Below are 26,895 nucleotides of genomic sequence, written 5' to 3' on the forward strand. Positions count from 1 at the left end.
ACCGCACTTTACAGATTTACTGACCTTAGCCATCGACCTCGTGTTTCTCGCGAACAGTCAATCTCACGACTGTGTGTTGCTGGGTGCATTGATAGCATACTCAATTGTTATCTAAGACAATTTTCGTAAAACAATGCGATGTGTTAATTACGCATTGCAAGGAAGCGTCAACCTTCAAGAAAAACATGTTGATTATCAATGTCTTATGCCATTTGCCGCATTGAGTTTTGACCAACATACAAAATTGCTTTCTAAATGCCAAATTTGAGGCGCAGAAAGACGCTCTATTATCCACATTCAGGGCTAAATTAGCAAGGCATTCTTGCTATTATCACCTGGGATATTGTGATATGATTCAGCCCAATTTTTAAAGGACAGATTCAATGACTGAAAAACAAGAAAAAATCATCAATCAATCCGTCAAAATGCTCACCATTTCTGAGGATGAAGCAGGACAACGCATTGATAATTATTTATTGGCAAAATTAAAAGGTGTACCAAAAAGTTTGATTTATCGCATTCTACGTAAAGGCGAAGTGCGTGTGAACAAAGGGCGAATCAAACCTGAATATAAATTGCAAAATGGTGATGTGGTGCGTGTGCCACCTGTTCGTGTTTCTGAAAAAAATACTGCCCCAATTTCTAAAAACTTGAATAAAGTCGCCTCCCTTGAAAGCCATATTATTTTTGAAGATGACTGTTTATTAGTATTGAACAAACCTTCCGGCATTGCGGTTCATGGCGGGAGTGGCTTGAATTTTGGTGTGATTGAAGCCTTGCGTGCATTACGTCCTGAAGCCCGTTTTTTAGAGTTGGTTCACCGTTTAGACAGAGATACATCGGGCATTTTATTAGTCGCCAAAAAACGTTCTGCCTTACGCAACTTACACGAACAACTTCGTGTTAAAACCGTGCAAAAAGATTATCTCGCACTCGTACGCGGCCAATGGCAATCTCATGTAAAAGTCGTGCAAGCCCCTTTATTGAAAAATGAACTGGCCAGTGGCGAACGCATTGTCAAAGTCAGTGAACAAGGTAAACCTTCAGAAACGCGATTTGCCATCGAAGAACGCTATCAAAATGCGACCTTAGTAAAAGCGTCACCTGTAACGGGACGAACCCATCAGATCCGAGTTCATACTCAATATGCTGGCCACCCGATTGCGCTAGATGATAAATACGGTGATAAAGAATTTGATAAATATATGCAAGATCTCGGGCTTAATCGCTTGTTTTTACATGCGTTTTCTATTCGCTTTGAGCACCCTAAAACGGGTGAAACATTACGCCTCAATGCTCAACTAGACGAAAAAATGAAAGCAATTCTGAAAAAACTGCGTGAAAGCAAAGAGATAAACCCATAGACAAAAAAAATGTTTATTGCTATATTTGATGCCGGAGACAACTCGTTTCTATCATTAATTAACATATAACAACAAAGGATAGCAAAATGGCAAAAGGACAATCATTACAAGATCCTTATTTGAATGCGTTACGCCGTGAACGTATTCCTGTTTCGATTTATCTCGTTAATGGGATTAAATTACAGGGTCAAATCGAATCATTCGACCAATTCGTGATTTTATTAAAAAACACGGTTAATCAAATGGTGTACAAACACGCAATTTCTACTGTGGTTCCAGCGCGTTCTGTTTCTCACCACAATAATAATGGCGGTCATCATGCAGCACAAACTTCTGATGCTGTAGCGGAAGTAGAAACACAAGCAGAATAATTCTGTTCAATGAACGATTTCATCAATTTAAGTGCGGTTGAAAATTCACCTGAAATTTCAACCGCACTTTCGTCATCTAAAACAGGCGACAATAGCCAATCGGCAAAAGATAAAGCTGTCATCGTGCATGTTTTCTTTTCTCAAAATAAAAACATTGAAGATCTACAAGAATTCCAACTTTTAGCGGAATCTGCCAATGTTGAGATTTTACAAATCATCACCACGAGTCGAGCTACGCCACAAGCAAAATACTTTATTGGCGAGGGGAAAGCACAAGAAATTGCTGATGCAGTGAAAACTTTAGATGCCGATGTGGTTTTGGTGAATCATCAATTAACCCCTGCACAAACCCGTAATTTAGAAAGCATCTGCCAATGCCGCGTAGTGGATCGTACAGGGGTAATTTTAGATATCTTTGCCCAACGAGCCCGATCACACGAAGGGAAATTGCAAGTTGAATTAGCTCAGCTCAAGCATTTATCCACTCGCTTAGTCCGCCGAAAAACAGGTTTAGATCAGCAAAAAGGTGCGGTTGGATTGCGTGGTCCTGGTGAAACGCAATTAGAAACGGATCGCCGTTTAATCAAGGTTCGTATTGCACAGTTGCAAAATCGTTTGGCCAAAGTCGAAAAACAACGCAATCAAAATCGCCAAACCCGACAAAAAGCGGATATTCCGACTATTTCTTTAGTGGGTTATACCAATGCGGGGAAATCGACGCTATTCAATTTCATCACACAAGCCAATGTCTATGCCGCGGATCAGCTTTTTGCCACCCTCGATCCCACATTAAGACGTTTACAAATTCAGGATGTTGGTACAGCCATTCTCGCCGATACCGTTGGTTTCGTTCGCCAACTTCCCCATGATTTAGTTTCCGCTTTTAAATCTACCTTGCAAGAAACGGTAGAAGCGAGTTTGTTATTGCACGTCATTGATGCGGCAGACGCTCGAAAGATCGAAAATATTGAAGCTGTGAATTTAGTGCTGGAAGAAATTAAAGCAGACAAAGTGCCTGCATTGTTGGTGTATAACAAAATTGATTTATTGGAAAATGTGGCGCCCCATATTGAATATGATGACGAGAATAAGCCCGTTGCCGTTTATCTTTCAGCCCATTCAGGTGAAGGATTAGATCTGCTACTTGAAGCCATTAAAGTGCGGTTGAAAAATGAGATACTTTCTTTCACCCTCACGCTGCTCCCACAAGAGGGCAAAATCCGCCATGCTCTCTATCAATTAGATAGCATTCGTCACGAGCAAATTTCAGATGAAGGTGAATTTATCCTCAATGTACAAATTGATAAAGTCGAATGGCTCAAACTTTGTAAACAATTCCCTAACCTGTCAGAAATTATTTACTAATACCGTATTGTTTTAATTTATTGGCAATCGCCGTATGTGATACGCCTAATCGTTGTGCCAATTTTCGCGTACTTGGATATTGTGCATAAAAAGCGCGGAGTACACTCGCCTCATATTGCCCCATGATCTCATCCAGGGTTTGCTCACCAAAATCATCCACAGAAATGACCGCACTTTGTATAGGTTTTAAATTTAAACTTTCAATATCAAGCTGGTTATTTTTTGCTAAGGAACAGGCACGATACAAGACATTGTATAGTTCTCGCACATTACCTTGCCAAGGCTGACTTTTTAAATAATTTAAAAAATTAGCCTCATATTGCGGCATTGAAATCTTAAGCTGTGTGCTGATTTCTTGTAAAAAACCTTCGGTTAAAGGCTGAATGTCCTCCACTCGCTCACGCAATGGCGGCACATTTAGTGCTAAAACATTTAAACGATGGAATAAATCACTGCGTAATTTCCCTTGTTCTAACAGTTTTTCCATCGGTTCTTGTGAAGTACAAATCACACGAACATTTGCATGATGTTCTTTTTCTTCACCTACTCGACGGAAAGAACCATCGGTTAAAAAACGTAATAATTTTGCCTGTAAACTTAATGAAAGCTCAGCAATACCGTCCAGCAACACCGTGCCTTCGTTAGCATATTCAAAAAAACCGATGGTTTCACTGTCACCCACTTTACGCCCAAACATTTCGCTTTCCGCATCTTCATCTGGCAAACCTGCACAATTTACCGCAATGAATTTTTTCTCACGGCGCAAGCTCGCAAAATGACAAGCTTTTGCTAATAAGTCTTTACCCGTGCCTGTTTCACCTTGGATTAAAAGCGGCACATCAAACATCGCAAAACGTTGGGCATTTTCGACCGCACTTTTCATGGAGAGGCTTTGAGTGACAAAGCAAGAAAAAGGATCTTGTGGATTAAATGTCAGCATAAAATAAGCTCAATTTTATTGAATAATGCCGATATGATAGGGAGTTTATTGATATGTGTAAAGATTAATTTACATATAAAAAGGCAATCCTTGACTGCCCTTTTAGATGGTTTTTTGTATTATTTTTTCACTGCACGATCAAGTTCTTGTGCGATGATTTCCATGCTTTCTAAACCACCAAACGCAAGATACCAATTGGCAGCATCAAGATACACAATGTGTCCATCTTTATACGCTTTGGTTTGTTTGATGATATCGTTATCCAACACTTTTTGTGCATTGTTGGCTTTTTCTGTAATCGCCGCGGTACGATCCACGACAAGTAAAAAGTCTGGATTTTTTTCTAAGATATATTCAAAACCAACACTTTGTCCGTGCGTAGACGATTTGATGCTGTCATCAATCGGTTTAAAACCAAATTTTTGATACACCATACCATAACGAGAACCGTCACCAAAGGCACTGATTTTACTTTCATTAACTAATACCAATAAAGCTGTTTTGTCTTTCGCATCTTTTGCGACTTGATCAACCTTACTTTCTAATGCTGAAAGTTTTTCTTTCGCAACATTTTCTTTACCAAAGATCTGACCAAGTGCGGTCACATTTTGTTGAAAACTTGGGTAGTAATTGTTGTAGTCATTTTCAACATTAAATACTGGCGCAATTTCTTTAAATTTGTCGATCATTTTTTCTTGACGTTTAGACGCGATGATCAAATCCGGATTGAGTTCGTTAATTTGCTCCAATGATTGTTCTTTCAAATCACCGACATTCTTATATTTTTTGTCTGCAAATTCTGAAAGATAGTTTGGAATTTTTCCACTTTGTGGGAAGCCCACGATTTTATCTTGCACACCTAATGCACGAAGTGTGTCTGCCGCACCGAAATCAAGCACAATGACACGCTGTGGATTTTGTGGCACAACCTGCTTTCCAGCGGCATTTTCAACGGTAATATCTGCTGCTTGAGCAACACCGACCAAAGCAAAAAGTGAAAGTGCTAATGTTGATAATGTTTTTTTCATGAAGATTTCCTTATTTATCTAAAATAAACGGCAATTTTATGGTCGTCGATATCCTGAATAGGTATCGACATATCATAAATATCTTGTAGCACGGGCGATTGCATAATGTGGTTAACTTCCCCTTGGTGTACCAATTTTCCATTTTTCATGGCAACAATGTAGTCTGAGTAACAAGAGGCAAAATTAATATCGTGAATCACAATCACCACGGTTTTGTTGAGTTCTGTCGCTAATTTGCGCAAAACTTGCATGATCTGCACTGAATGTTTCATATCCAGATTATTTAATGGTTCATCCAACAAAATATAATCCGTATCTTGTGCAAGTGTCATCGCAATATAAGCGCGTTGTCGCTGACCACCACTTAAGTTATCGATATATTGATGACGAATATCATCTAAATTCATATAGGCAATGGCATTATCAATAAAAGTGCGGTCAGTTTGGGTTAAGTTTCCTTTGCTATAAGGAAAACGCCCAAAAGCGACTAAATCTTCAATGGTTAGACGCAAATTAATGTTGTTCGTTTGCTTTAAAATCGCAAGTTGTTTTGCAATATCGCTACTTTTCTTACGATTGAGCAATTCACCGTTGAGATAGATCTCGCCACTATCAGCATTCAACAAACGGCTCATAATAGACAGCACCGTACTCTTCCCCGCGCCATTCGGCCCGATAAAAGACGTAATTTTCCCCGTAGGAATGGTGATGGACACATTATCCACCACCTTTTTGCTTCCGTAACTTTTAGTAATATTGCGAATTTCTATTGCCATTTTTTGTTTGCTCTTAATAACAAATAAATAAAGTACACGCCACCGACAAAATTAACGATGATGCTTAATGTCGTGCGGAACGTAAAAATATGGGTCACTAATAATTGTCCTAAAACCAAGGTTATGATGGAAATTAACATCGCAGCAGGAATTAAGACTTTATGGCGATAATCACGAATAAATTCAAAGGTCACGTTCATTACCAATAACCCAAGGAAAGTAAGTGGGCCAACAAGTGCGGTCGACACTGACGTTAAAATTGCCACCAGAATTAAGAGGACTTTTAAAGTCTTTTGATAATCGATTCCTAAGTTAATGGCATTTTCTCGTCCTAATGCCAACACATCAAAGCAATGCCAATATTTCAAGCTGAAAACAATCGTCGCCACTAAAATGGCTAATGCCACCCACAAGATTTGTGTATTGATTCGGTTGAAACTTGCGAATCCAATATCTTGTGCGATCTGGAATTCATTTGGATCAATCAACACTTCCATAAACGTCGTCAAGCTACCAAAGAAGGTGCCGAAAATAATCCCAACAAGCAACAAGAAGAAAATATTTTGGTTTTCTTTCTTAAATAGGAAGTGATAAAGCACTAATGAAAACGCCATCATTAATCCCGTACACAACACAAACAATGCAATGGAATTCATGGAAAGCAATGTGCTTGAACCGAAAAGGAAGATAATCGTCGTTTGAATCAGTAAATACAGCGAATCTAACCCTAAAATACTCGGCGTCAGAATTCGGTTATTCACGACGGTTTGAAAAATCATTGTAGCAAGTGCAATTGCCGCGCCTGTAATCACAATTGCAATTAAGGATAAGGCACGATTTTCCAAGGCATATTGCCAACGGTTTGGTAAGTTGTAGCCTAAATAAAGTGCAAGAGAAACAATGGCTAACAACGACAATACAATCAGTTGAGAAGAAGATTTCTTAGCCATTTCTATACCGCTTTAATAATAAAAATAAGAAGATACCACTGCCAAATACGCCAACCACGGCATTAATGGAAATCTCATAAGGATAAATCACACTTCGACCTAAAATATCGCAGAATAAGACAAATACCGCACCTAACAAAGCGGTATGAGATAACACTTTCTTCAAGTTATCCCCTAAATAAAGCGTGACGATATTCGGAATAATTAACCCCAAGAAAGGGATCACGCCAACAGACACGATAATAATAGAGGACACCACCGCCACAATGAGCAGACCGAGATAAAGTACCTGGTTGTAATTTAGACCTAGATTAACCGCAAAATCTTTCCCCATCCCGACAATAGAAAAACGATGGGCAAATAAATAAGCCACGATGAGTGTAGGAATACTGAAATACAACAATTCATAACGGCCTGACATCACAAGAGAAAAGTCCCCTTGTAGCCACCCGGATAAGTTTTGCAATAGATCTTCTTTATAAGCGATAAAGGCAGTAATTGAACTGATGATATTACCAAACATAATCCCCACTAAGGGCACAAAAATCGTGTCCTTGAATTTCAAACGGGACAGAATCGTCATAAATAATAATGTGCCAAGGAAAGACACGATGACCGCAATGGCGGTTTTTAACAACATTGAAGCTGTTGGGAAAAATAGCATCGCCATTAAAATCCCTAATCTTGCACTGTCCATTGTGCCCGCTGTGGTAGGGGAAACAAATCGGTTTCGGCTGAGTTGCTGCATCACCAAGCCACAAATACTTAAAGAGGCACCCGCAATCAAAATACTGATTAAACGCGGCACACGACTGATGAAAAAAATCTGCCACTGATTACCTTCAAAATTCAGTAATCCTTGTAAATTAACGGTACTTACCCCGAGAAAAAGTGAAACAAAGGAAAGCACGATTAAAAGAAAAATCAGATAACGCCGCTTAATCATAATAAATGAGAATAATTCTAAAATGCAAAGAGAATAGCATATTGAGGAAAAAGAGAAAAGGTGAAGTGCAGTCAGTTTTCAGCTAATTTTTTAGGCCTATAAAAAATGCGGTCAAATTTGACCGCATTTTATTCACTATAATTTTAATGTTCTTTCAACTTCTTTCGCTCGGACTAAGAATTGCTTACGCTCTGCAGTTGCCATACCGCTGCTGGTACCTGGTAATTTCACCGTAAGCGGGTTCACCGCTCGCTCATTGATATGAAACTCGTAGTGCAAGTGTGGACCGGTTGAAATACCCGTATTACCAGTTAATGCAATGCGCTCCCCTTTCTTCACTGTTTGGCCCGCACGCACTAAAGCACGACTTAAATGCATATACACCGTTTGATATTCACGACCATGGCGTATCACCACATAACGTCCTGCACCACCAGCTTGGTAAGCCACTTTTTCCACCACACCTTCTGCTGGCGCAATAACTGGTGTACCTGGTGCGACAGCAAAGTCTACCCCTTTATGTGGGCGAACACGTCCCGTTACTGGATGGCGGCGATTTGGGTTAAATGGTGACGAAATACGTGCTTGGCGTTGTAATGGATAACGCGCAAAGCCTTTACCAAGGGTTTCCCCTTGCTTATCGTAGTAACGACCATTGGCGGCTTGAATGCCATAATAGCTCTTACCCTCTGCCATGATGTGAATCGCTTCAACGTTACCTTGACCGGTTAATTTATCACCTAAATATTCACGTGATACTAAAATCGCAAATTTGGTGCCTTTGCTGAGTTTTTGAAGACTTACCTGCCACTGTAACGCAGAGCTTAACTGGCTGATTTGACGACCATCCAAACCTAAATCACGCAAACTTGATGCAAAAGATCCGTTAATCGTGCCTTTTAGCACCTCTTTCTTCCAGATACTTTTCTTCTCTAAGATTTGGCGTTTAAATTTACCGTCTTCCGTGCGCTCATAAATGCGTTCTTCTTTTTCAGATACCAACCAGTTTAAATATTCCAGTTGATCCTCTTTATCTAAAATCCAATAGAACTGCTGACCGGCGCGTAAGTTTTTTAATTCAGGATATTCGGCAATTAAATTTTTCGCCGTATCATCTTCTAAACCAGAAAGCTCTAACACGTCTTTTAAAGAGTCGCCACGCACCACGGTATGACTAAATTGATCGGTAATACGCAATGCCTGATCAGCTACATCTAAAATGCCACTGAGCGCATCTTGTGCATCTTTTGGCAAATCAGTTAGCTCATCAAACTGTGGTTTAATTTCATCTACTTCATCATCTTTGGCTTGAAGATCATCATCGTAAGAAGTCGCATCTTCCGTATTCGCATTCTGCTTAGTTTCAGGATGTTCGCCTGCTTGAGTTTGTTGCTTATCTGATTCTGTTTTTTCAGGTGTAAGGGATTGATATTGAACGTTATCCACCATCTCTGGCTCAAGATTACTTTGCAAAGAAGGATCATAATCAGCGGTATCTTTAAAAGCGAGGAAAATACCCGTTAAAATAAGCAAAAGTGCGGCAAAAAAAATCGCCGCTTTTATACGGGATTTTCGTTTCCGTCGATCTCTAGCTAATTTAACGTGTTGCAAAATAGATACCTTTAAAATGAATAAAAAGCTTTTCGCTCTTCAGACTACAAACTCTAAAAAAAATTCATTTTACCCTAAAAATGTCAAATCTTATGCCTAAATATTAGGCATAGTCAGAATTTCTTGAGAAAAACAAGGAAATGAGCTATTTTAGTGAGCCATTTTTAAAGGGGGGATTATGCAGATTCACGCCATTCAACCAGCCCAACCAACACCATTAATTACGCTGAAAAATATCAATGTGGTCTTTGAACAAAAAACCGCATTGCGGGACATTAATCTCAGTATTTATCCTAATTCAATTATCACCATTGTAGGCCCAAATGGTGGGGGGAAATCGACCCTCTTGAAAACCTTATTAAAATTACAACCGCCGACATCCGGTGAGGTGATTTATAGCACCAATGTCAGAATTGGCTATGTCCCACAAAAAATTCACCTCGATCACAGCTTACCAATGACGGTTGAGCGTTTTCTGGCACTCAAAAAAGGGGTTAAAACGCAAGAAATATCAACCGCACTTGAGCAACTCTCTATCACTCATTTGAGAAAAAATAATATGCAAAAACTCTCAGGTGGGGAAATGCAACGCGTGTTATTAGCTCGTGCGATTTTGAACAAACCCAATTTACTGGTGCTAGATGAACCAACTCAAGGGGTCGATATTAATGGTCAAGCTGAACTTTATCAGCTGATTCACCGTACTCAACAAGCCTTAAATTGTGCGGTTTTAATGGTTTCCCATGATTTGCATATCGTGATGGCGGACAGTAAAGAAGTGTTGTGCATCAATCAACATATTCGCTGTGCCGGCACACCCGAAAGTTTATCGAATGATCCAACATTTATACGCCTTTGGGGCAACCAAATCTCACAAAATGTGGGCTTTTATACGCACCATCATAATCATCATCATAATATGCACGGTGATGTTTGTAGTTGCAGTGCCAATCCATCTGAATGCCAACAATAAGGAAAAATCATGTTTGAGATTTTATTTCCCGCCTTGCTTACAGGCTTACTGCTTTCCTTAATTACCGCACCACTGGGTGCTTTTGTGGTGTGGCGTAAAATGGCTTATTTTGGTGATACCCTTTCCCACTCAGCCTTGCTTGGTGTGGCGTTAGGGATTTTCTTACAAATTAACCCTTATGTTGCCATTGTAATTTTGACGATTATTCTCGCCGTATTAATGGTTTGGCTCGAAAGTAACACGCAATTTTCAGTGGATACCCTTTTAGGCATTATCGCACACAGTTGTCTTTCCCTTGGTGTGGTTACGGTTGGCTTACTAAAAAATGTCCGCGTAGACTTAATGAGTTATCTTTTTGGGGATTTGCTCGCCATTAATTTTAACGACTTACCTTATATTGGCACGGGTGTCCTCATTGTATTAGGCACACTGCTTTACTTCTGGCAAGCCTTACTCTCCACCACTGTCTCACCTGAACTGGCTCAAGTGGAAGGCATTAACATCAAAAAAATGCGATTTATCTTGATGATTTTGACCGCACTTACAATCGCATTAAGTATGAAGTTTGTTGGAGCCCTGATTATTACATCGCTATTAATTATTCCAGCTGCAACAGCAAGACGTTTTGCAAAGACACCTGAACAAATGGTATTTATTGCCATTTTAATCAGTATGCTTTCCGTCGTTGGCGGGTTATTCCTTTCCGCCTTTTATGATACCGCTGCGGGGCCTTCTGTCGTGATTTGTTCCGCATTTTTGTTTTTGTTATCATTACTAAAAAAGGAATATTTATAATCCGCTCCAACCAGTGAAAACCATTTGCACCGCACCTTAAATCTTGATAAAGTGCGGGCAACTTTTGACGATATTTTAGGATAAGAAATGAGCCAAGAATATTTAGATTTTGAATTACCTATTGCTGAACTTGAAGCCAAAATTGAAGCGCTACGTTCAGCATCTGATGACAAAATTGATTTACACGATGAAATTAAACGCTTACAAAAGAAAAGCGATGAATTAACCAAAAAAACCTTTGCAAATCTTGATGCATGGCAGGTTTCTCGTATGGCACGTCACCCAAATCGTCCATACACGCTTGATTATATCGAACATATTTTTACTGATTTCCAAGAACTTGCAGGCGATCGTGCCTTTGCAGATGATAAAGCAATCGTAGGTGGTCTTGCTCGTTTAGATGGTCGCGCAGTAATGATTATCGGCCACCAAAAAGGTCGTACAGTAAAAGACAAAGTGACTCGTAACTTTGGTATGCCTGCACCTGAAGGTTATCGTAAAGCGTTACGTTTAATGCAAATGGCTGAGCGTTTCAACTTACCTATTATTACCTTTATCGACACGCCAGGGGCTTACCCAGGTATCGGTGCAGAAGAGCGCGGTCAATCTGAGGCCATTGCTCGTAACTTACGTGAAATGTCTACCTTAAAAGTGCCAATTATCTGTACGGTAATCGGTGAAGGCGGTTCCGGCGGTGCATTAGCCATTGGTGTGGGTGACAAAGTGAATATGTTGCAATATTCAACTTATTCCGTTATTTCACCAGAAGGTTGTGCGTCTATCTTATGGAAAAGTGCAGAAAAAGCGTCTACCGCAGCAGAAGTCATGGGCTTAACTGCAACTCGTTTAAAAGAGTTAGGTTTAATTGATAATATCGTTCCAGAGCCATTAGGTGGTGCACATCGTAATTATCATGAAATGGCACGCAATTTAAAACAATGTCTTGTTGAAGAACTAAACGAATTAGATACTTTCGACAAAGATGGCTTATTAGAAAGACGTTACGAACGTTTAATGTCTTACGGTTATTGTTAATAATGTATAAAAAGAGCGGTTAATTTATCCGCTCTTTTTTTGTGTTTTGAGAAATAATGCATGGATGTCAGAAAATGCATCAATGCTAAAATAAAAATAACGTAAAAGGAGTTCAAAATGAAAAATGTATTAGCAATTCAATCTCACGTGGTTTATGGATTTGCCGGTAATAAATCTGCCACTTTCCCAATGCAGCTATTAGGCGTGGATGTATGGGCACTTAATACCGTGCAATTTTCTAACCACACCCAATATGGCAAATGGACAGGCATGGTGATTCCACAAGAACAAATTGGTGAAATTGCCAACGGTTTAGATGCGATTGGAAAACTGCAAGAATGTGATGCGTTACTTTCTGGCTATTTAGGTTCAGCAGAACAAGTTGATCAAATTATCTATGCTTTAGAGAAAATCAAAGCTCGTAACCCCAATGCACTTTACTTGTGCGATCCAGTGATGCCAAATGCCGAAAAAGTCTGCGTAGTAGCTGATGGTGTACGTGAACGCTTAATTGAAAAAGCCATTCCACGTGCGGACATCATGACCCCAAATCTTTCCGAACTTCGTACGCTTTCTGACTTCCCTATCAACACCTTTGACGATGTGCTGAAAGCTGCCAAGGCATTAGTTGCTAAAGGTGTGAAGAAAGTGTTGGTTAAACACTTAGGTAAAGCAGGTAAATTAAATGATCCTGATACCTTTGAAATCATTATGGCGACACCTGAAGGTGTATGGCATTTAAGTCGCCCGCTTTATAAATTTAACTTTGAACCTGTTGGTGTGGGTGATTTAATTGCGGGTACTTTCTTGGCGCATTACTTAAACTGTGGCAACGATGTTGAAGCTTTTGAAAAAATGAATAATGCTGTGGCTGGCGTAATGAAAACTACGTTTGACTTGAAATCTTACGAACTCCAACCGATTGCTGCACGTTTTGAGATCTTAAATCCAAGTACCAACTACAAAGCTGTTAAAGTGGCCTAATGGATCTTTTTTCATTATTCCAAGCACAAATCCCAACCACCGCCAATAAGCTTCTCATTGCATTTAGCGGTGGTTTGGATTCAACTGCACTGCTTTCTTTAGTTAAAAAACTCAGCAAAAAACGACCGCACTTAAGCCTACGAGCTATTCATATCCATCATGGATTAAGCCCCAACGCGGATGCTTGGACGGCTCATTGCCAACAACTCTGTGAACAATTTGAGATTCCACTTATTATTGAAAAAGTCAAAGTGGAAATGCATGATGGCATTGAGGCTGGCGCAAGAGAGGCCCGTTATCAGGCCATTTCAACACATATTCAGCCTGATGAATATCTGGTCACAGCGCATCATTTAAATGATCAAACTGAAACCTTTTTCCTTGCATTAAAACGAGGTGCTGGATTACAAGGTTTAGGCGCTATGCAAAAAGAAAGTCAATTATTCGGGATGCCTATTCTACGCCCACTCCTTTCTTTTAGCCGTAATGAATTAGAAGATTACGTTCAGCAAGAAAATCTATCTTGGGTCGAAGACGAAAGCAATCAAGACAATCATTACGATCGCAATTTCTTACGTAACCAAATTTTGCCTGAAATACGCCAACGCTGGGGACATTTTGATCATGCAGTTCAGCGTGCCGCACAACATTGTTTTGAGCAACAACAACTGATTAATGAATTATTACAAACTTGCTTTGAACAGCACATTCTTGAGGATCAAAAACAGTTTTCACTCGTAAACTTTCTAGACTATTCATTGCAAAAACAAACCGCACTTTTACGCATGTGGTTGGCTAAAAATCAGATTGCTATGCCTACGCAGGTTCAATTAATGCATATTATTTATGATGTTATTCAGGCTAAAGCAGATGCATCCCCACAATTTCAACTTGGGGAGCATATTATTCGCCGTTATCAACAATGTCTCTATTTAACAGGAAAATTCGTTGATTTGTCGCAAACTTCTCTTGATATGCCGTTAAATCAACAGATTACTTTGCCTGATAATCTTGGAAGAATTTATGCAATCAACAATGAGCAAGGCATTTTAGTGCATTGGAATAACAAACAAGTTCAACTTGCCAATACACAAGAGCCGATTAAAATACGATTTGCTTATACTGGCAAAGTGAAACGACAGCATAATCGCCCTGCCGAAACCATGAAAAAAATTTGGCAAGAGCTCGGCGTTCCGCCTTGGCAACGAAATCGTATCCCCCTCATTTTTTATGGTGAGACTTTACAAAGTGCGGTGGGTTTTTTCCGTGTTTTTCAAAACTTAGAGAAATAAAAAAGGGGTGATGATTCACCCATTTTTATGATTAAGAAAAGCGTTTAAAATGCCTGCCGTAAATTCTTTCCGTAAATAAAACCCCAGCGGCAAGGTATCAATCACTTCCCCATTTTTACCAATGCCTTTCGTAATGGCTTTACTGTTTGCACCTTTTGGACGCAGTTGCATAACTTCACCAATACGCGCCGTAATCTGATCTAACTTTCCGAGCACAATATAATCCATCAACTCTTCCCAATCTTGGCGTAATTGATGTTCTTGTTCAGTCGAAGGGTGCCATAAGATAGGTTGACCAATATGTCGCTCACGCAACGGAATATCACGACTACCTTCAATAGGAATCCACAAGACTTTCGATAATTTATGACGAACGTGTGAATTTTCCCAATTTACCCCTGAGTTTTGAACCAATGGGGCAAGACTCACAAACGTGGTTTCCAACGGAAAACTTTCGGCATTAATGGGTAAGGTTTTTAATTCAATGCCTAAATGGGAAAAGTCCTGCTCTGCTTTACTGCCGGCAGTCGCCCCCAATGCGGTTTCAAGCAACATTCCAACCCAACCTTTATCGCGTTTTAAATCAGGCGGAACGGGAATATTTAATTCATCTGCAAGTTCTCCAAAGGTTAACCCCGCAATAGATTGCGCTTTTTCTAATAAGGCTTGTTCGGTTTGTGGGATCATGCGTGGTATTTCTTCAATAATTTTGGTTTAACGTATTCTACGCCTTTGTCGATGTAAGGAATATTCTCTAATTTCAATAAAAAACGTTTTGCCGGCAATCCACCACCAAAACCGGTGATTTCACATTTTTTCCCTAATACACGATGACATGGAATGATAATACTAATTGGATTGCTCCCAACAGCACCGCCAACGGCTCGCACCGCCTTAGGGTTATTAATGCTTTCTGCTAATCCACCATAACTCGTCGTTTTGCCATAAGGAATTTGACGCAATGCTGCCCAAATTGCTTGTTGAAATGCGGTACCTTTAGGCGATAAAGGAATATCGGAGAAACTTTCTGGCTCGCCATTAAAATAACGCATTAAAGCGCACCGCACTTTTTCAAAAAGCGGTAAATCTTCTCGTAAAATCCAATTTGGATTCGGCGTGGTTTGTTCTAATTCACAATCTAAATTTGTGAGATTTTCACCATCAGAAATCATTAATAATCGACCAATTGGTGAGTCCATATAAGCATAAAAAAGTGCGGTCATTTTTCTCTCGTTTTTATGAAGTCATATAAGAAAAAAGCACACCGAACATACATTCGGTGTGCTGCGTATTATGCTAAATTTTTAACAAATTAGAAACTGTAGTTTAAGTTTAAACCGTAAAGGTTAGCACTTGCTTTAGAGGTATAATTCGCTGTTACTGTTGCTAAACCACCGATTGATTGATTTTCGGTAAAGTGAATTTTTTTACCACGTAAGTGCGCAAAGCCCGCATCAATAGAAAGATTCGGGGTAAATTTATAAGTTGCCCCTACGCTATACCACATACGATCAGTATCTGGAATAGATGCACTTGCATGCTCTGTTGGCGCTGCCGCTTCATCATAAGCAATACCGGCACGGAGCGTTAATTTATCATTTACATTATAGGTTGCACCTAATGCATAACGAGAATTGCTACGGTATTTTTCATCTTTATGGAAAGCTAACTCTCCATCATCAAATGTCGCGTGTAACTCTTTGAAACGACTCCAGTGTGTAAATTTGTAGCTGTAGTGTAATGCTAAATTATCTGTGATTTGGTGGAAACCTGATAATTCTAAATAATCTGGTAAGTGTAATGTTAACCCACCTGCAGCAGGCCCTTGACCACGAATAGTACGACCTGCACTCACAGCATTATCATCTTCAAAGTCAATATCGACTTTTGAGTGGTAGGCTAAACCAACACGATTATTTTCGTTAAACTCGTACACTAAACCTGCATTCCAACCAAAACCCCATGCATTTTTATCTTGTAAATGGGTTAATACGGTTTCTTTATTCACACCTTGTAATTTTGCTAAAGAAGCGGCTGCGTTTGGTGAAATTCGTCCAGCTCTCACTAATGCAGGAACTAATGGTGCAACATTTTTTACTGCATCACTTAAAATACCAGCACGACGTTCAATTTCTGCTTTTGCATAAACTGCATTTAAACCCACACCAGCAGTTAAACCTTGAGAAACACGATATGAACCGCTTAAATTTAAGTTAATCGCACTTAAATCAGTTTTACCACCGAATACACCCGCGTTGTAATCTGATTCATATTCACTTTTTAATCCAAAATTCACATTCATACCACCACCAATGGCAAATTTGTCATTAATTGGTGCCACAAAATACATATTCGGAATCAATGAACCAGGAACGACACTATTATGAGCTGCAGAACCTACAGCAACCGTACGACCTAGTGCATTAACGGTAACAGGGCCACTCATGTGAATTTTAGAATCCACATAAACGCCGCCCACAGAGAATTGATTAGTTTTGAATAAGCTCATTAATGCAGGGTTAGTGGCAACTACTGCAGCATTATCAGCAATTGCTGCTTCACCCGCATAAGCACGACCAAGACCTGATGTAGAAACTTCTGCTAATTGGAATGCGGCTGCATTTGCACCGCTTGCTACTAACAATGTGGTCATTGCTAATAGCGTTTTATTAAATTTTGTCATTTGGAACCTTTGTTATTAATAATAATGAAAAAATCCGCGAGATTCTAAAACTCCAATAAATGGAGTGCAAATTATTTTAGATTAATTTTTAAGTGTTCCGACCAGTGATAAATAAATGATATTTAAATTAAAAAAATGCGGCTACTTTGGCAGAGCGTTTTAAAAATGCTAGAATAGAACCAATCTAATTTTAAATAAGGAAATCCTATGACAGTAACATGCAAAGCAGAAGAATCTCTCACTTGTAGTTGTGTTGATGTGGGTACGATTATTGACGGTTCAGATTGCTCTGTTGATATTCATCAAACCTATGCAAATAAAGCTGAAGCTGAAGCGGCACTTAATCGTTTCATTGAAAAAGCTCGCAAAACAGAAAGCGATCCTTGTGACATTAAAAGTGAAATCACTGAAACTGAAAATGGCGCAAATTTAACAGCTCGCTTTACATTTAGTTGCCAAGCTGAAGCGATGATTTTCGAATTAGCGAATCGCTAAAAACACATTAAAAAATAACCGCACTTTATCATTCAAAATAAAGTGCGGTTATTTTTTTGCTTAAATCCTAATTAAATCGCTATCGCAAACGTTTGCTTAATCTGATACAATCACGCCGTTTTATCATTTAACCTAAAAATATAGGATAACATTGTGAGCAAACCATCATTAAGTTATAAAGATGCAGGCGTGGATATTAATGCCGGTAATGAATTAGTTGAACGTATTAAACCACACGTGAAACGAACTACTCGTCCTGAAGTCATTGGGGGATTAGGTGGGTTTGGCGCATTATGTGCTATTCCGGGTAAATATAAAGAACCGATCCTCGTTTCAGGTACAGACGGTGTAGGAACAAAACTACGTTTAGCCATTGACTTAAAAAAACACGATACCATCGGTATTGATTTGGTTGCAATGTGTGTTAACGATTTAGTCGTGCAAGGTGCAGAGCCATTATTCTTCTTAGACTACTACGCTACAGGAAAACTTGATGTGGATGTTGCCTCTGATGTGGTAAAAGGCATTGCAGAAGGCTGTGTACAATCGGGTTGTGCATTAGTGGGTGGTGAAACCGCTGAAATGCCGGGTATGTACCACGCTGGCGATTATGACCTAGCAGGTTTCTGTGTGGGTGTCGTCGAAAAATCAGAAATCATTGATGGTAGCCAAGTTAAAGTAGGAGATGCTTTAATTGCACTAGGTTCAAGTGGCCCGCATTCAAATGGTTATTCTTTAATTCGTAAAGTCATTGATGTTGCTGGCGTCAACCCAGCCACTGAGCAATTAGATGGTCATCCATTAAGTGAACAAGTGCTTGCACCGACAAAAATCTATGTAAAATCTGTTCTCGCTTTAATCAAACAAACGGAAGTCCATGCTATCGCACACTTAACGGGTGGCGGTTTCTGGGAAAATATCCCTCGTGTATTACCGAAAAATACCAAAGCTGTTATTGATGAAAGCAGTTGGGAATGGCAACCCGTATTCAAATGGTTACAAGAAAAAGGCAACATTGAAACCTATGAAATGTACCGTACATTTAACTGTGGCGTTGGTATGGTGATTGCATTACCACAATCGCAAGTGGAAACCGCTTTAGCGATTTTAAAACAATCCGGTGAAAATGCCTGGTTAATCGGTCATATTGAAAATGCGACAGATAACGAACCACAAGTTATTATTAAATAATTTCTCTTTTCCATTTCAGGGCGAAAATTTCAGAATGAAAGGTTCGCCCTTCTTTTATGTAGAATAATATGAAAAAAATTGCCGTCCTGATTTCAGGGCAAGGATCAACTCTTCAAGCGATAATTGAGGCTTGTCAAACTGGGTTTATTCCAGGAAAGATCGTGACTGTCATCAGTAATAAAATCGATTCATTTGGTTTAGAACGCGCTAAAAGTGCGGGCATTCCTAGCCGAGTTTTTTTACGTCAAGATTTTACGTCCAATCTCGATATGGATAAGGCTATCTGTGATTATTTAGACGATCTCAATGTTGATCTCATTGTGTTAGCCGGTTATATGAAAATCTTAACTAAACCATTTACACAACGTTTTGCTGGGAAAATTTTAAATATTCACCCTTCCCTTCTACCCAAATATCCTGGGTTACATACTTATCAAAGAGTACTTGAGAATGGCGACAGCGAACACGGTACGACCGTGCATTTTGTCAATGAAGAGATCGATGGCGGTGCCATTGTGTTACAAGCTAAAGTACCTATTTTCCCTGGCGATACAATTGAAGAAATTGAACTTCGTACACGTGAACAGGAATATAATATTTATCCTTTAGTGATTAAATGGTTTATTGAAGATCGATTAATACTCATTGAAAATCAAGCCTATTTAGACGGCAAGCCGTTACCACCGAATGGTTACGCTAATGAGTAAAGCGATATGCACTCTTGAAAAGGGTGACTTAAATCACCATTAAACAACCTGATTTTATGAAAAAAACAATAAACCCTGTATAATCGGGGTTTTATTATTGTGGGATATAGTATGCAAATTAACTTTACTCAGATTTTTCAAGATAGTCTCAATTTTATGCGTAATCAGCGAAAAACCGTGCTGATTTTCGTTGGGATTTTTGTCGTTTCACAATTAATTAATGCATTAGTCAGTGTCCCAATGCCGAGCTTGGGTGATAATCCTAATCCGTCACAACAGGATATTATTGATGCATTAAGCAAAGTAGAGCCAACTGCACTGATTGGATCTTTTGTATTCCAACAATTATTGATGTCTTTTATTGCGACCTTCGGTATTGCAACCATTCATCATATTAGTCAGCAAAATCAAAATCCGATTAATCAAGGGCTCATGCTGACATTGCGTCGTTTTTTAGGTGTGGTCGTTTTAGATATTTTTATGAGTTTGCCGCTTTTATTTGGCCTTGCTGATGTCATGAGCTCATTTTTAAGCAAAAATGCCCTCTCCCCTCTAGCCTTTGTTTCAATGGTATTTGGTTTATTTTTCTTTGTTCGCCTATGCTTATCGCCTGTGCATTACATTGCGTCCAATCAATCTATCGGGCAAAGTGCTTTACAAGTATGGCGTGCAGGTATTAAGCGTAATGGCGTATTAATTATTTATGCTTTACTCACTTATTTACTTCTTCCTTTAGTAGTGAACACCATTGGTGCAATCTTAGGTTCATCATTTTTAAGTGCTATTGTTGGTATCCTGGCTGCATTATTTCAAATGTTTATTTTGGTATTTACTTACCGTTTTTACAGCTTATTTATGAAGGCATAATATGAAACAACTTCTTGAATTTATTCCGCTTGTTCTCTTTTTCATCACCTACAAAATGTTTGGTGTGCGTGATGCAGCCATCGTATTAGTGATTGCAACCATTGTTCAAATGATTGTGCTAAAACTGAAATATGGCGTGATTGAGAAACAACAAAAAATCATGGCAATTGCTGTCGTCTTTTTTGGATTGCTTACTGCTTATTTCAATGAAATCAAATACCTACAATGGAAAGTCACGATTATTAATGCCTTATTTGCCATTGTTTTATTGGTTGCACAATTCCAATTCAATACGCCATTAGTGAAAAAGTTATTAGGCAAAGAAATCCAGTTACCGGACAATGTGTGGAACAAATTAAATGTAGGCTGGGCAGGATTTTTCATTCTGTGTATGCTGGTAAATATTTATATCAGCCAAAATATGTCTGAAGATGCTTGGGTTGATTTCAAATCTTTTGGTTTACTTGGTATGACCTTTGTTGCAACAATTGTCAGCGGTGCTTATATTTACCGTTACTTACCTAAAGATGATCAAAAAAATGACGGGGACAAATAATGGTTTCAAATCTTATCGATAAAGACGGTCGTCAATCTAAAGGCGTATTATTATTACGTACCTTAGCGATGCCTTCAGACACCAATGCGAACGGTGATATTTTCGGTGGCTGGATTATGTCACAAATGGATATGGGCGGAGCAATTCTAGCAAAAGAAATTGCTCATGGTCGTGTGGTCACCGTTGCCGTAGAAAGTATGAATTTCATTAAGCCTATCGCCGTCGGTGACGTGGTGTGTTGTTACGGCCAATGTCTCAGTGTGGGTCGTTCTTCTATTAAAATCAAGGTAGAAGTATGGGTGAAAAAAGTTGCAAGTGAACCAATTGGGGAACGTTATTGCGTGACAGATGCCGTATTTACCTTTGTCGCCGTAGGAAAAGACGGCAAATCCCGCTCTATTCCACGTGAAGGTAATCTTGAACTAGAGCGAGCATTAGCCTCTATCGAAGAATTAAATTGTTAAAAGGATAAATGATGTATTACGTGATTTTTGCCCAAGATATTCCTGGTACTTTAGAAAAACGCCTTGCTGTACGTGAGCAACATCTTGCTCGTTTAAAACAATTACAAGCAGAAGGTCGCTTATTAACTGCGGGCCCCAATCCAGCCATTGATGATGAAAATCCAGGCGAAGCTGGCTTTACCGGCTCGACTGTGATTGCTCAATTCGAAAGCCTGTCTGCAGCAAAAGACTGGGCAGCACAAGATCCTTATGTTGAAGCTGGCGTTTACGGTGATGTCATTGTGAAGCCTTTCAAAAAAGTTTTCTAAATAAAACGAACTCTACACTCAAAGACGGATCTAAATATCCGTCTTTCTCTTTATATGGAATCTCCTATGCGAGCACTTAAACACACGACAATTTCGTTATTAATTTTAACCGCACTTTCAGGCTCAGCTTTGGCTAATCAACATACCCATAAAAGCCAAAATGAAACTGCGCCACAAATTAACCTTGCAGAAGAACAAGCCAAATGGACACAACAACAGCACGCTCATGAATTAAAGCTGATTGAACAACGCGCGACTTTTCTGCAATTAGAGTCGCTCCTAAAAAGTGCGGTCAAAAATAATCATGTTTCTAATAATACCAAATTATTTCTTGGGCTTATTGATTCTTTAAAAGGCTATCCATTGCAAACTGATGCTATGGCGGCTTATTTAGATGCACGTGTAAAAACCGTTAATCGCGATACGCCTCGTGAAGAAGTAAGTGCATTGCAATCAGACATTGAACAATTTATTCAGCAACATTCCTCTCATTTTCTACGTGGAAAATTAGAACAAAGTATTTTTACGTTGTTCATCAATGCTGAAGATACTCAAGCGCTCGCCAAACTCACGCCTAATAATTTGGAAACACAAATTGCCGTGCTCACGGCTAAATATCAAATAGAAACAGCCAATACTAGTCAAACGTCAGAACATCAATCAAATGACAAGAATAAATCGGCTATTTTATCTGAGTATGAACAACTTTGGCTCAACAACGCTGAACTTCCTAATGATGCTCAGCTATGGGCGGCTTGGTATTCACAGGGTGGACGTACTCCAGAGAAAATCTATCAAAAAGCGGAAATGCTTTTTAGTAAAAATGATGCGAAAGGATTAGAAATACTCGCTAAAGAGTTAGAAAAAATTGAGAATGCTAAAGAAGATGAGCAAGTAGCCGCTCATTTAGCGCTCTATCAGGATCTCTTAAAAAATCCAGCAAATTTGAAAATACTCGCTGAAAGGCTGCCATTAATTGATGGTAACACGAATAAAATCATCAATAAATTTGTCGTAGTACTCGGTTTTGCTCGTTATTTGCGAACCATTCCAGAAAATATGAACGAGCCAACCTTCACCCCTTACGAGCAATGGGCTAAAACTTGGCAATTAGACGAAACTGAATTACGCGATTGGAAAATCGCCTTTATTAGCCGTTTCTTTGATAACGAAAGCCCCAACTTTGTGCAATGGCGCGATCAAGAAATCCTAAAACTGAATGCCGATAACCTCATTGAACGTCGTTTACGTACGGCTATTTGGCAACAAACGGATTTGCTTGTCTGGTTAAATGCCCTTTCCGATGAGACGAAACAAAAACAAGAATGGCGTTATTGGATGGCTAAAATAGCTGCTCAAGCATCCGATAAAGATGCAAAACACCGATTAGAAGCTTTATCGAAAGAACGTGGGTTTTATCCAATGTTAGCAACGGTCAAATTAGGACATTCCTACAAACTGGAAATGCCTAAAATTCCTCAAGAGTCCAATATCCAAGAGAAGTATTCAGCTGAATTAGCTGAGATAGCAGAACTGCGTCAATTAGATCGATTAGGCGCGGCCAAACAACGTTGGCGTGCTCTATTAGAAAAATTACCACAAGAGAAACAACTTGTGTTAAGCCAATATGCGAATGAACAAAATTGGTTTGAATTGGGCGTAGATGGCTCGATTATTGCAAAAGCTTGGGATTATATCGACTTACGCTTACCAAATGCTTACAGTCAATATTTTGATATTGCCCTCAGTAATGTGAACCTCAGCGCAACAGAACCTCAAGCCATTGTGGATAATCGAGTAACCAAAACCTTCGCCATGGCCATTGCGCGCCAAGAAAGTGCGTGGAATCCAATGGCACAATCTTCTGCAAATGCTCGAGGATTAATGCAGCTATTACCAAGTACCGCGCAAAAAACGGCAGAAAATCAGCAACTTCCTTATAATGGAGAGTTAGATTTATTCAAACCGCTTAATAATATTTTACTCGGTACGGCTCACTTAAATGAGTTAAATGCTAAATACCCTAATAACCGCATTTTGATCGCCTCTGCCTATAATGCGGGAGCAAGCCGTGTAGAAAAATGGCTTGCGAGAGCCAATGGCAAATTGGCCATGGATGAATTTATTGCCTCTATTCCGTTCTTTGAAACACGAGGTTATGTTCAAAACGTATTAACTTACGATTTTTATTATCAACACCTACAAGACAAAGAAAAATTACAAACCTTTAGCAAAGAGGAATACGATCGGCTATACTAGTCGCACTAGTTTAATAGTATAGGATTGTTGATATGTATATTAGTCGCAATTTAGAACAATGGAATGCTTTCCTCGCGACCTTACAAACCGCATTTGAGCAAGGCAAAGCACAAGATTTATTAACGCTTCTGCTCACGCCAGATGAGCGTGATGCAGTGGGTTTACGTTTACAAATCGTGGCTCAGTTATTGGATAAGAATCTCTCCCAACGAGAGATTCAACAGAATCTCAATACCAGTGCAGCAACCATTACGCGTGGTTCTAATATGCTCAAAACAATGGATCCGGATTTTATAAACTGGGTAAAAAGCCAACTCGATGAGCAAACTGCAAAAAACTAAGCGAATTCTGACCGCACTTTTACATTTTTTTCGGCCATCTTGGTGGAAAAAAAATTGGCAACGGGTTGCGTGGCGTTTTTCTCTCGCAATCCTGGCATTTTTCATTTGCTTCCGCTTTATCCCTGTTCCCTTCTCTGCCTATATGGCACAGCAAAAAATCGGGCACTTATTACAGTTGGATTTCAGCTATTCAATCAAATACGATTGGGTGAGCCTTGATGAAATCTCACCAAATATGCAGCTTGCGGTAATTGCTGCTGAAGATCAAAAATTTCCAAACCACTGGGGATTTGATTTTGAGGCGATTCAAAAGGCCTTTAAATTTAATGAAAAATCTCAAAGAACCAGAGGTGCTTCAACGATTTCTCAACAAACCGCGAAAAACCTCGTTCTCTGGCATGAACAAAGTTGGTTTCGCAAAGGATTAGAAGTTCCCACAACGGCATTAATGGAAATCTTTTGGTCTAAAGAACGGATTTTAGAAGTGTATTTGAACATCGCAGAATTTGGTAATGGCATCTTTGGTGTAGAGGCAGCCAGTCGCTATTACTTCAAAAAATCAGCGAAAAATTTAACTCAATCAGAAGCGGCATTACTCGCAGCGGTTTTACCTAATCCTATTATCTATAAAGTGAATAAGCCTAGTGCATTAGTTCGTAAAAAACAAAGTTGGATTATGCGACAAATGAATGGATTAGGCTTGAATTATCTAAAAGAAATGTAGATTTGCCATAAAGAAAAAACCTTGAAACTCACTTTAAGTTTCAAGGTTTTAAATTTGGTGGAGATAATCGGGATCGAACCGACGACCTCTTGAATGCCATTCAAGCGCTCTCCCAACTGAGCTATATCCCCAAATAACGCAAGCTATGATAAATTTCGGCTGATAAACTGTCAATATTGAAATAATCAAATCCCACTTATCAGCCTAAATATTAAGCGTTTTGAGATTTAATAAAATCAATGGCACGTTGGATACGCGCTAACACACGTTCACGGCCGATACCCACTAATGTCACATCCATAGAAGGTGATTGGCCTGAGCCTGTTACTGCTACGCGTAATGGCATTCCGACTTTACCCATACCCACTTCTAATTCAGCCGCGGTTTGTTCAATCGCTTCATGCGTAGAATGTAAATCCCAGCTAGAAAGTGCGGTCAATTTTTCTTTTACTTTTTCAAGTGGTTCAATCGCTGCTGCTTTAAAGTGTTTTTTCACTGCCGCTTCATCAAAACTTTCAAACTCTTCGAAGAAATAACGGCTTGCTGAGGCCATTTCTTTTAAGGTTTTGCAACGTTCTGCAAGCATCATCACGATTTCTGTTAACGCTGGACCATTTGAAGTATCAATACCTTGATCTTTATAGTGCCATGCAAGGTGTTTGGCCACATATTCAGGTGGTAATTCACGAATGTAATGATGATTTAACCACAATAATTTTTCTGTGTTAAATGCACTTGCAGATTTACTCACGTGATCTAATTCGAAGAATTTAATCATTTCTTCACGTGTAAAGATCTCTTGGTCACCATGACCCCAACCTAAACGAACAAGATAGTTAATTAAGGCTTCAGGTAAATAACCGTCATCACGATATTGCATCACACTTACCGCACCATGACGTTTTGAGAGTTTTTGGCCATCATCACCATTAATCATGGAAACGTGTGCATATACTGGAATTGGTGCGCCTAACGCTTTTAAGATATTAATTTGACGAGGGGTGTTGTTAATATGGTCTTCACCACGCACAACGTGAGTAATGCCCATATCCCAGTCATCCACTACCACACAGAAGTTGTAGGTTGGTGAACCGTCTGTACGACGAATAATTAAATCATCTAATTCGCTGTTGCTGATTTCAATACGACCACGCACGGCATCATCAAATACGACTGAACCCTCTGTTGGGTTTTTAAAACGTACAACATGTGGCTCATCGGCTGCATGATTGTGATCATGTAAACAATGACGGTCATAACGTGGTTTTTCTTTGTTTTGCTCTTGTGTATGACGTAATTCTTCTAGGCGTTCTTTAGAGCAATAGCAACGATAAGCCAAGCCTTGTTCAATCATTTCATCAATCACTTGATTGTAACGATCAAAGCGTTTGGTTTGATAATAAGGACCATGCTCCCAAGCAAGGTTTAACCACTCCATCCCTTCAATGATTGCCGCTGTTGCTTCCGGTGTAGAACGCTCTAAATCGGTATCTTCAATACGTAATACAAATTCACCGTTGTTATGTTTTGCAAATAACCAAGAATAAAGGGCTGTGCGTGCACCGCCCACATGCAAATAACCTGTCGGGCTTGGGGCAAAACGCGTACGTACTTTGACATTCGGATCTAATTCAAAAGGAGGATCAATTTTCATTTTCTTAATAACCTATTCATTTACAAAAATTACCTTTATTTTACTACGACTTGCGCGACTTCTAAATAAAAAATCTGATTTTATGCCTATTTTTGCAACAACTAGACGCTTTTTCATAAAAATATATTGACTGAAATCTCATTATACTTATAATGCCAATCCACAACATTAAGGGCGATTAGCTCAGTTGGGAGAGCACCTCCCTTACAAGGAGGG

Annotated in this window: 28 protein-coding genes and 1 tRNA gene; 18 read left to right on the forward strand and 11 right to left on the reverse strand. The window is 39.3% G+C overall.

Annotation, left to right across the window (positions count from 1 at the left end):
- Nucleotides 1–383 precede the first annotated feature (383 nt).
- The 3 genes from rluC (at nt 384) to hflX (ending at nt 3,100) form a co-directional block, all read left to right on the forward strand.
- Nucleotides 384–1,364 carry a 23S rRNA pseudouridine(955/2504/2580) synthase RluC gene (gene rluC, locus AC979_RS03930; protein ID WP_049372945.1) on the forward strand — a complete coding sequence of 327 codons (981 nt, stop codon included), beginning with the start codon at nt 384–386 and terminating at the stop codon, nt 1,362–1,364.
- Nucleotides 1,365–1,450: 86 nt separating this feature from the next.
- Nucleotides 1,451–1,735 (forward strand): RNA chaperone Hfq, encoded by a 285-nt coding sequence (gene hfq / locus AC979_RS03935; protein WP_005697164.1) that lies wholly within the window; start codon nt 1,451–1,453, stop codon nt 1,733–1,735.
- A 9-nt stretch (nt 1,736–1,744) separates the two neighbouring features.
- Complete coding sequence (gene hflX / locus AC979_RS03940; protein ID WP_049372946.1) at nt 1,745–3,100, forward strand: ribosome rescue GTPase HflX; 1,356 nt, start codon at nt 1,745–1,747, stop codon at nt 3,098–3,100.
- On the opposite strand, the gene AC979_RS03945 is transcribed toward hflX, so the two are convergent.
- The 6 genes from AC979_RS03945 to mepM form a co-directional block, all read right to left on the reverse strand.
- Nucleotides 3,090–4,040, reverse strand: a complete 951-nt coding sequence (locus AC979_RS03945) for a sigma 54-interacting transcriptional regulator (RefSeq protein ID WP_049372947.1) — start codon at nt 4,038–4,040, stop codon at nt 3,090–3,092. The two genes, hflX and AC979_RS03945, sit on opposite strands and share 11 nt — an antisense overlap.
- 119 nt (nt 4,041–4,159) lie before the next feature.
- A complete protein-coding gene (locus AC979_RS03950) occupies nt 4,160–5,068 on the reverse strand; it encodes a siderophore ABC transporter substrate-binding protein (protein WP_049372948.1) in 909 nt (302 codons plus the stop codon).
- A gap of 14 nt (nt 5,069–5,082) precedes the next feature.
- Nucleotides 5,083–5,844 carry an ABC transporter ATP-binding protein gene (locus AC979_RS03955; protein WP_049372949.1) on the reverse strand — a complete coding sequence of 254 codons (762 nt, stop codon included), beginning with the start codon at nt 5,842–5,844 and terminating at the stop codon, nt 5,083–5,085.
- Nucleotides 5,835–6,794, reverse strand: coding sequence for an iron chelate uptake ABC transporter family permease subunit (locus AC979_RS03960; protein WP_049366403.1), 960 nt, complete (start codon nt 6,792–6,794; stop codon nt 5,835–5,837). Before AC979_RS03960 ends, AC979_RS03955 begins: the two co-directional genes overlap by 10 nt.
- Nucleotides 6,787–7,740, reverse strand: a complete 954-nt coding sequence (locus AC979_RS03965) for an ABC transporter permease (RefSeq protein ID WP_070868755.1) — start codon at nt 7,738–7,740, stop codon at nt 6,787–6,789. The genes AC979_RS03960 and AC979_RS03965 overlap by 8 nt, the downstream gene beginning before the upstream one ends.
- A 135-nt stretch (nt 7,741–7,875) precedes the next feature.
- On the reverse strand, nt 7,876–9,351 hold the full coding sequence (gene mepM, locus AC979_RS03970; protein WP_049372950.1) for a murein DD-endopeptidase MepM: 1,476 nt from the start codon (nt 9,349–9,351) through the stop codon (nt 7,876–7,878).
- 178 nt (nt 9,352–9,529) lie between these two features.
- Between mepM and znuC the strand changes: the two genes are divergently transcribed.
- From znuC to tilS, 5 genes are all read left to right on the forward strand, one after another.
- On the forward strand, nt 9,530–10,324 hold the full coding sequence (gene znuC, locus AC979_RS03975) for a zinc ABC transporter ATP-binding protein ZnuC (protein WP_049372951.1): 795 nt from the start codon (nt 9,530–9,532) through the stop codon (nt 10,322–10,324).
- Between the two features lie 9 nt (nt 10,325–10,333).
- Nucleotides 10,334–11,119, forward strand: a complete 786-nt coding sequence (znuB, locus tag AC979_RS03980; RefSeq protein WP_005699689.1) for a zinc ABC transporter permease subunit ZnuB — start codon at nt 10,334–10,336, stop codon at nt 11,117–11,119.
- Nucleotides 11,120–11,206: 87 nt separating this feature from the next.
- Nucleotides 11,207–12,154: an acetyl-CoA carboxylase carboxyl transferase subunit alpha gene (gene accA / locus AC979_RS03985; RefSeq protein WP_049372952.1), complete on the forward strand. Its 948-nt coding sequence runs from the start codon at nt 11,207–11,209 to the stop codon at nt 12,152–12,154.
- A 117-nt stretch (nt 12,155–12,271) separates the two neighbouring features.
- A complete protein-coding gene (gene pdxY / locus AC979_RS03990) occupies nt 12,272–13,138 on the forward strand; it encodes a pyridoxal kinase (RefSeq protein WP_049366409.1) in 867 nt (288 codons plus the stop codon).
- Nucleotides 13,138–14,430 carry a tRNA lysidine(34) synthetase TilS gene (gene tilS / locus AC979_RS03995; protein WP_049372953.1) on the forward strand — a complete coding sequence of 431 codons (1,293 nt, stop codon included), beginning with the start codon at nt 13,138–13,140 and terminating at the stop codon, nt 14,428–14,430. The genes pdxY and tilS overlap by 1 nt, the downstream gene beginning before the upstream one ends.
- A 15-nt stretch (nt 14,431–14,445) precedes the next feature.
- Here the strand turns inward: tilS and mutH are convergent, their stop codons facing one another.
- From mutH to AC979_RS04010, 3 genes are all read right to left on the reverse strand, one after another.
- On the reverse strand, nt 14,446–15,117 hold the full coding sequence (gene mutH, locus AC979_RS04000) for a DNA mismatch repair endonuclease MutH (RefSeq protein WP_049372954.1): 672 nt from the start codon (nt 15,115–15,117) through the stop codon (nt 14,446–14,448).
- Nucleotides 15,114–15,653, reverse strand: coding sequence for a methylated-DNA--[protein]-cysteine S-methyltransferase (locus tag AC979_RS04005; RefSeq protein WP_049372955.1), 540 nt, complete (start codon nt 15,651–15,653; stop codon nt 15,114–15,116). The genes mutH and AC979_RS04005 overlap by 4 nt, the downstream gene beginning before the upstream one ends.
- A gap of 89 nt (nt 15,654–15,742) precedes the next feature.
- Nucleotides 15,743–17,113 (reverse strand): outer membrane protein transport protein, encoded by a 1,371-nt coding sequence (locus tag AC979_RS04010; RefSeq protein WP_049372956.1) that lies wholly within the window; start codon nt 17,111–17,113, stop codon nt 15,743–15,745.
- Between the two features lie 207 nt (nt 17,114–17,320).
- On the opposite strand from AC979_RS04010, the gene AC979_RS04015 reads away from it, so the two are divergent.
- The 10 genes from AC979_RS04015 to mtgA all read left to right on the forward strand — a co-directional run bounded on the left by AC979_RS04015 (nt 17,321) and on the right by mtgA (nt 25,025).
- Nucleotides 17,321–17,608 (forward strand): YfcZ/YiiS family protein, encoded by a 288-nt coding sequence (locus AC979_RS04015; RefSeq protein WP_005697117.1) that lies wholly within the window; start codon nt 17,321–17,323, stop codon nt 17,606–17,608.
- Between the two features lie 153 nt (nt 17,609–17,761).
- A complete protein-coding gene (gene purM, locus AC979_RS04020) occupies nt 17,762–18,799 on the forward strand; it encodes a phosphoribosylformylglycinamidine cyclo-ligase (protein ID WP_049372957.1) in 1,038 nt (345 codons plus the stop codon).
- 68 nt (nt 18,800–18,867) lie between these two features.
- Entirely contained in the window at nt 18,868–19,506 is a 639-nt protein-coding gene (purN, locus tag AC979_RS04025; protein ID WP_049372958.1) for a phosphoribosylglycinamide formyltransferase, read from the forward strand.
- Nucleotides 19,507–19,662: 156 nt separating this feature from the next.
- A complete protein-coding gene (locus tag AC979_RS04030; protein ID WP_239657832.1) occupies nt 19,663–20,373 on the forward strand; it encodes a beta-methylgalactoside transporter in 711 nt (236 codons plus the stop codon).
- A gap of 1 nt (nt 20,374) precedes the next feature.
- Nucleotides 20,375–20,929 (forward strand): septation protein A, encoded by a 555-nt coding sequence (locus AC979_RS04035; RefSeq protein WP_049372960.1) that lies wholly within the window; start codon nt 20,375–20,377, stop codon nt 20,927–20,929.
- Nucleotides 20,929–21,393 carry an acyl-CoA thioester hydrolase YciA gene (gene yciA, locus AC979_RS04040; RefSeq protein ID WP_049372961.1) on the forward strand — a complete coding sequence of 155 codons (465 nt, stop codon included), beginning with the start codon at nt 20,929–20,931 and terminating at the stop codon, nt 21,391–21,393. Before AC979_RS04035 ends, yciA begins: the two co-directional genes overlap by 1 nt.
- Before the next feature lie 11 nt (nt 21,394–21,404).
- Entirely contained in the window at nt 21,405–21,701 is a 297-nt protein-coding gene (locus AC979_RS04045; RefSeq protein WP_049368043.1) for a YciI family protein, read from the forward strand.
- A gap of 66 nt (nt 21,702–21,767) precedes the next feature.
- Nucleotides 21,768–23,960 (forward strand): transglycosylase SLT domain-containing protein, encoded by a 2,193-nt coding sequence (locus AC979_RS04050; RefSeq protein WP_049372962.1) that lies wholly within the window; start codon nt 21,768–21,770, stop codon nt 23,958–23,960.
- Nucleotides 23,961–23,992: 32 nt separating this feature from the next.
- Nucleotides 23,993–24,301: a trp operon repressor gene (trpR, locus tag AC979_RS04055; protein WP_049372963.1), complete on the forward strand. Its 309-nt coding sequence runs from the start codon at nt 23,993–23,995 to the stop codon at nt 24,299–24,301.
- Complete coding sequence (mtgA, locus tag AC979_RS04060) at nt 24,279–25,025, forward strand: monofunctional biosynthetic peptidoglycan transglycosylase (RefSeq protein ID WP_049372964.1); 747 nt, start codon at nt 24,279–24,281, stop codon at nt 25,023–25,025. Before trpR ends, mtgA begins: the two co-directional genes overlap by 23 nt.
- Nucleotides 25,026–25,080: 55 nt before the next feature.
- Here mtgA and AC979_RS04065 read toward each other — a convergent pair.
- Nucleotides 25,081–25,156, reverse strand: a tRNA-Ala gene (locus tag AC979_RS04065).
- A gap of 80 nt (nt 25,157–25,236) precedes the next feature.
- Nucleotides 25,237–26,679 carry a glutamate--tRNA ligase gene (gene gltX / locus AC979_RS04070; RefSeq protein ID WP_049372965.1) on the reverse strand — a complete coding sequence of 481 codons (1,443 nt, stop codon included), beginning with the start codon at nt 26,677–26,679 and terminating at the stop codon, nt 25,237–25,239.
- Nucleotides 26,680–26,895: the final 216 nt, after the last annotated feature.

This window comes from Parahaemophilus parainfluenzae, from assembly GCF_001053575.1.
GTDB classification, from domain to species: domain Bacteria; phylum Pseudomonadota; class Gammaproteobacteria; order Enterobacterales; family Pasteurellaceae; genus Haemophilus_D; species Haemophilus_D parainfluenzae_S.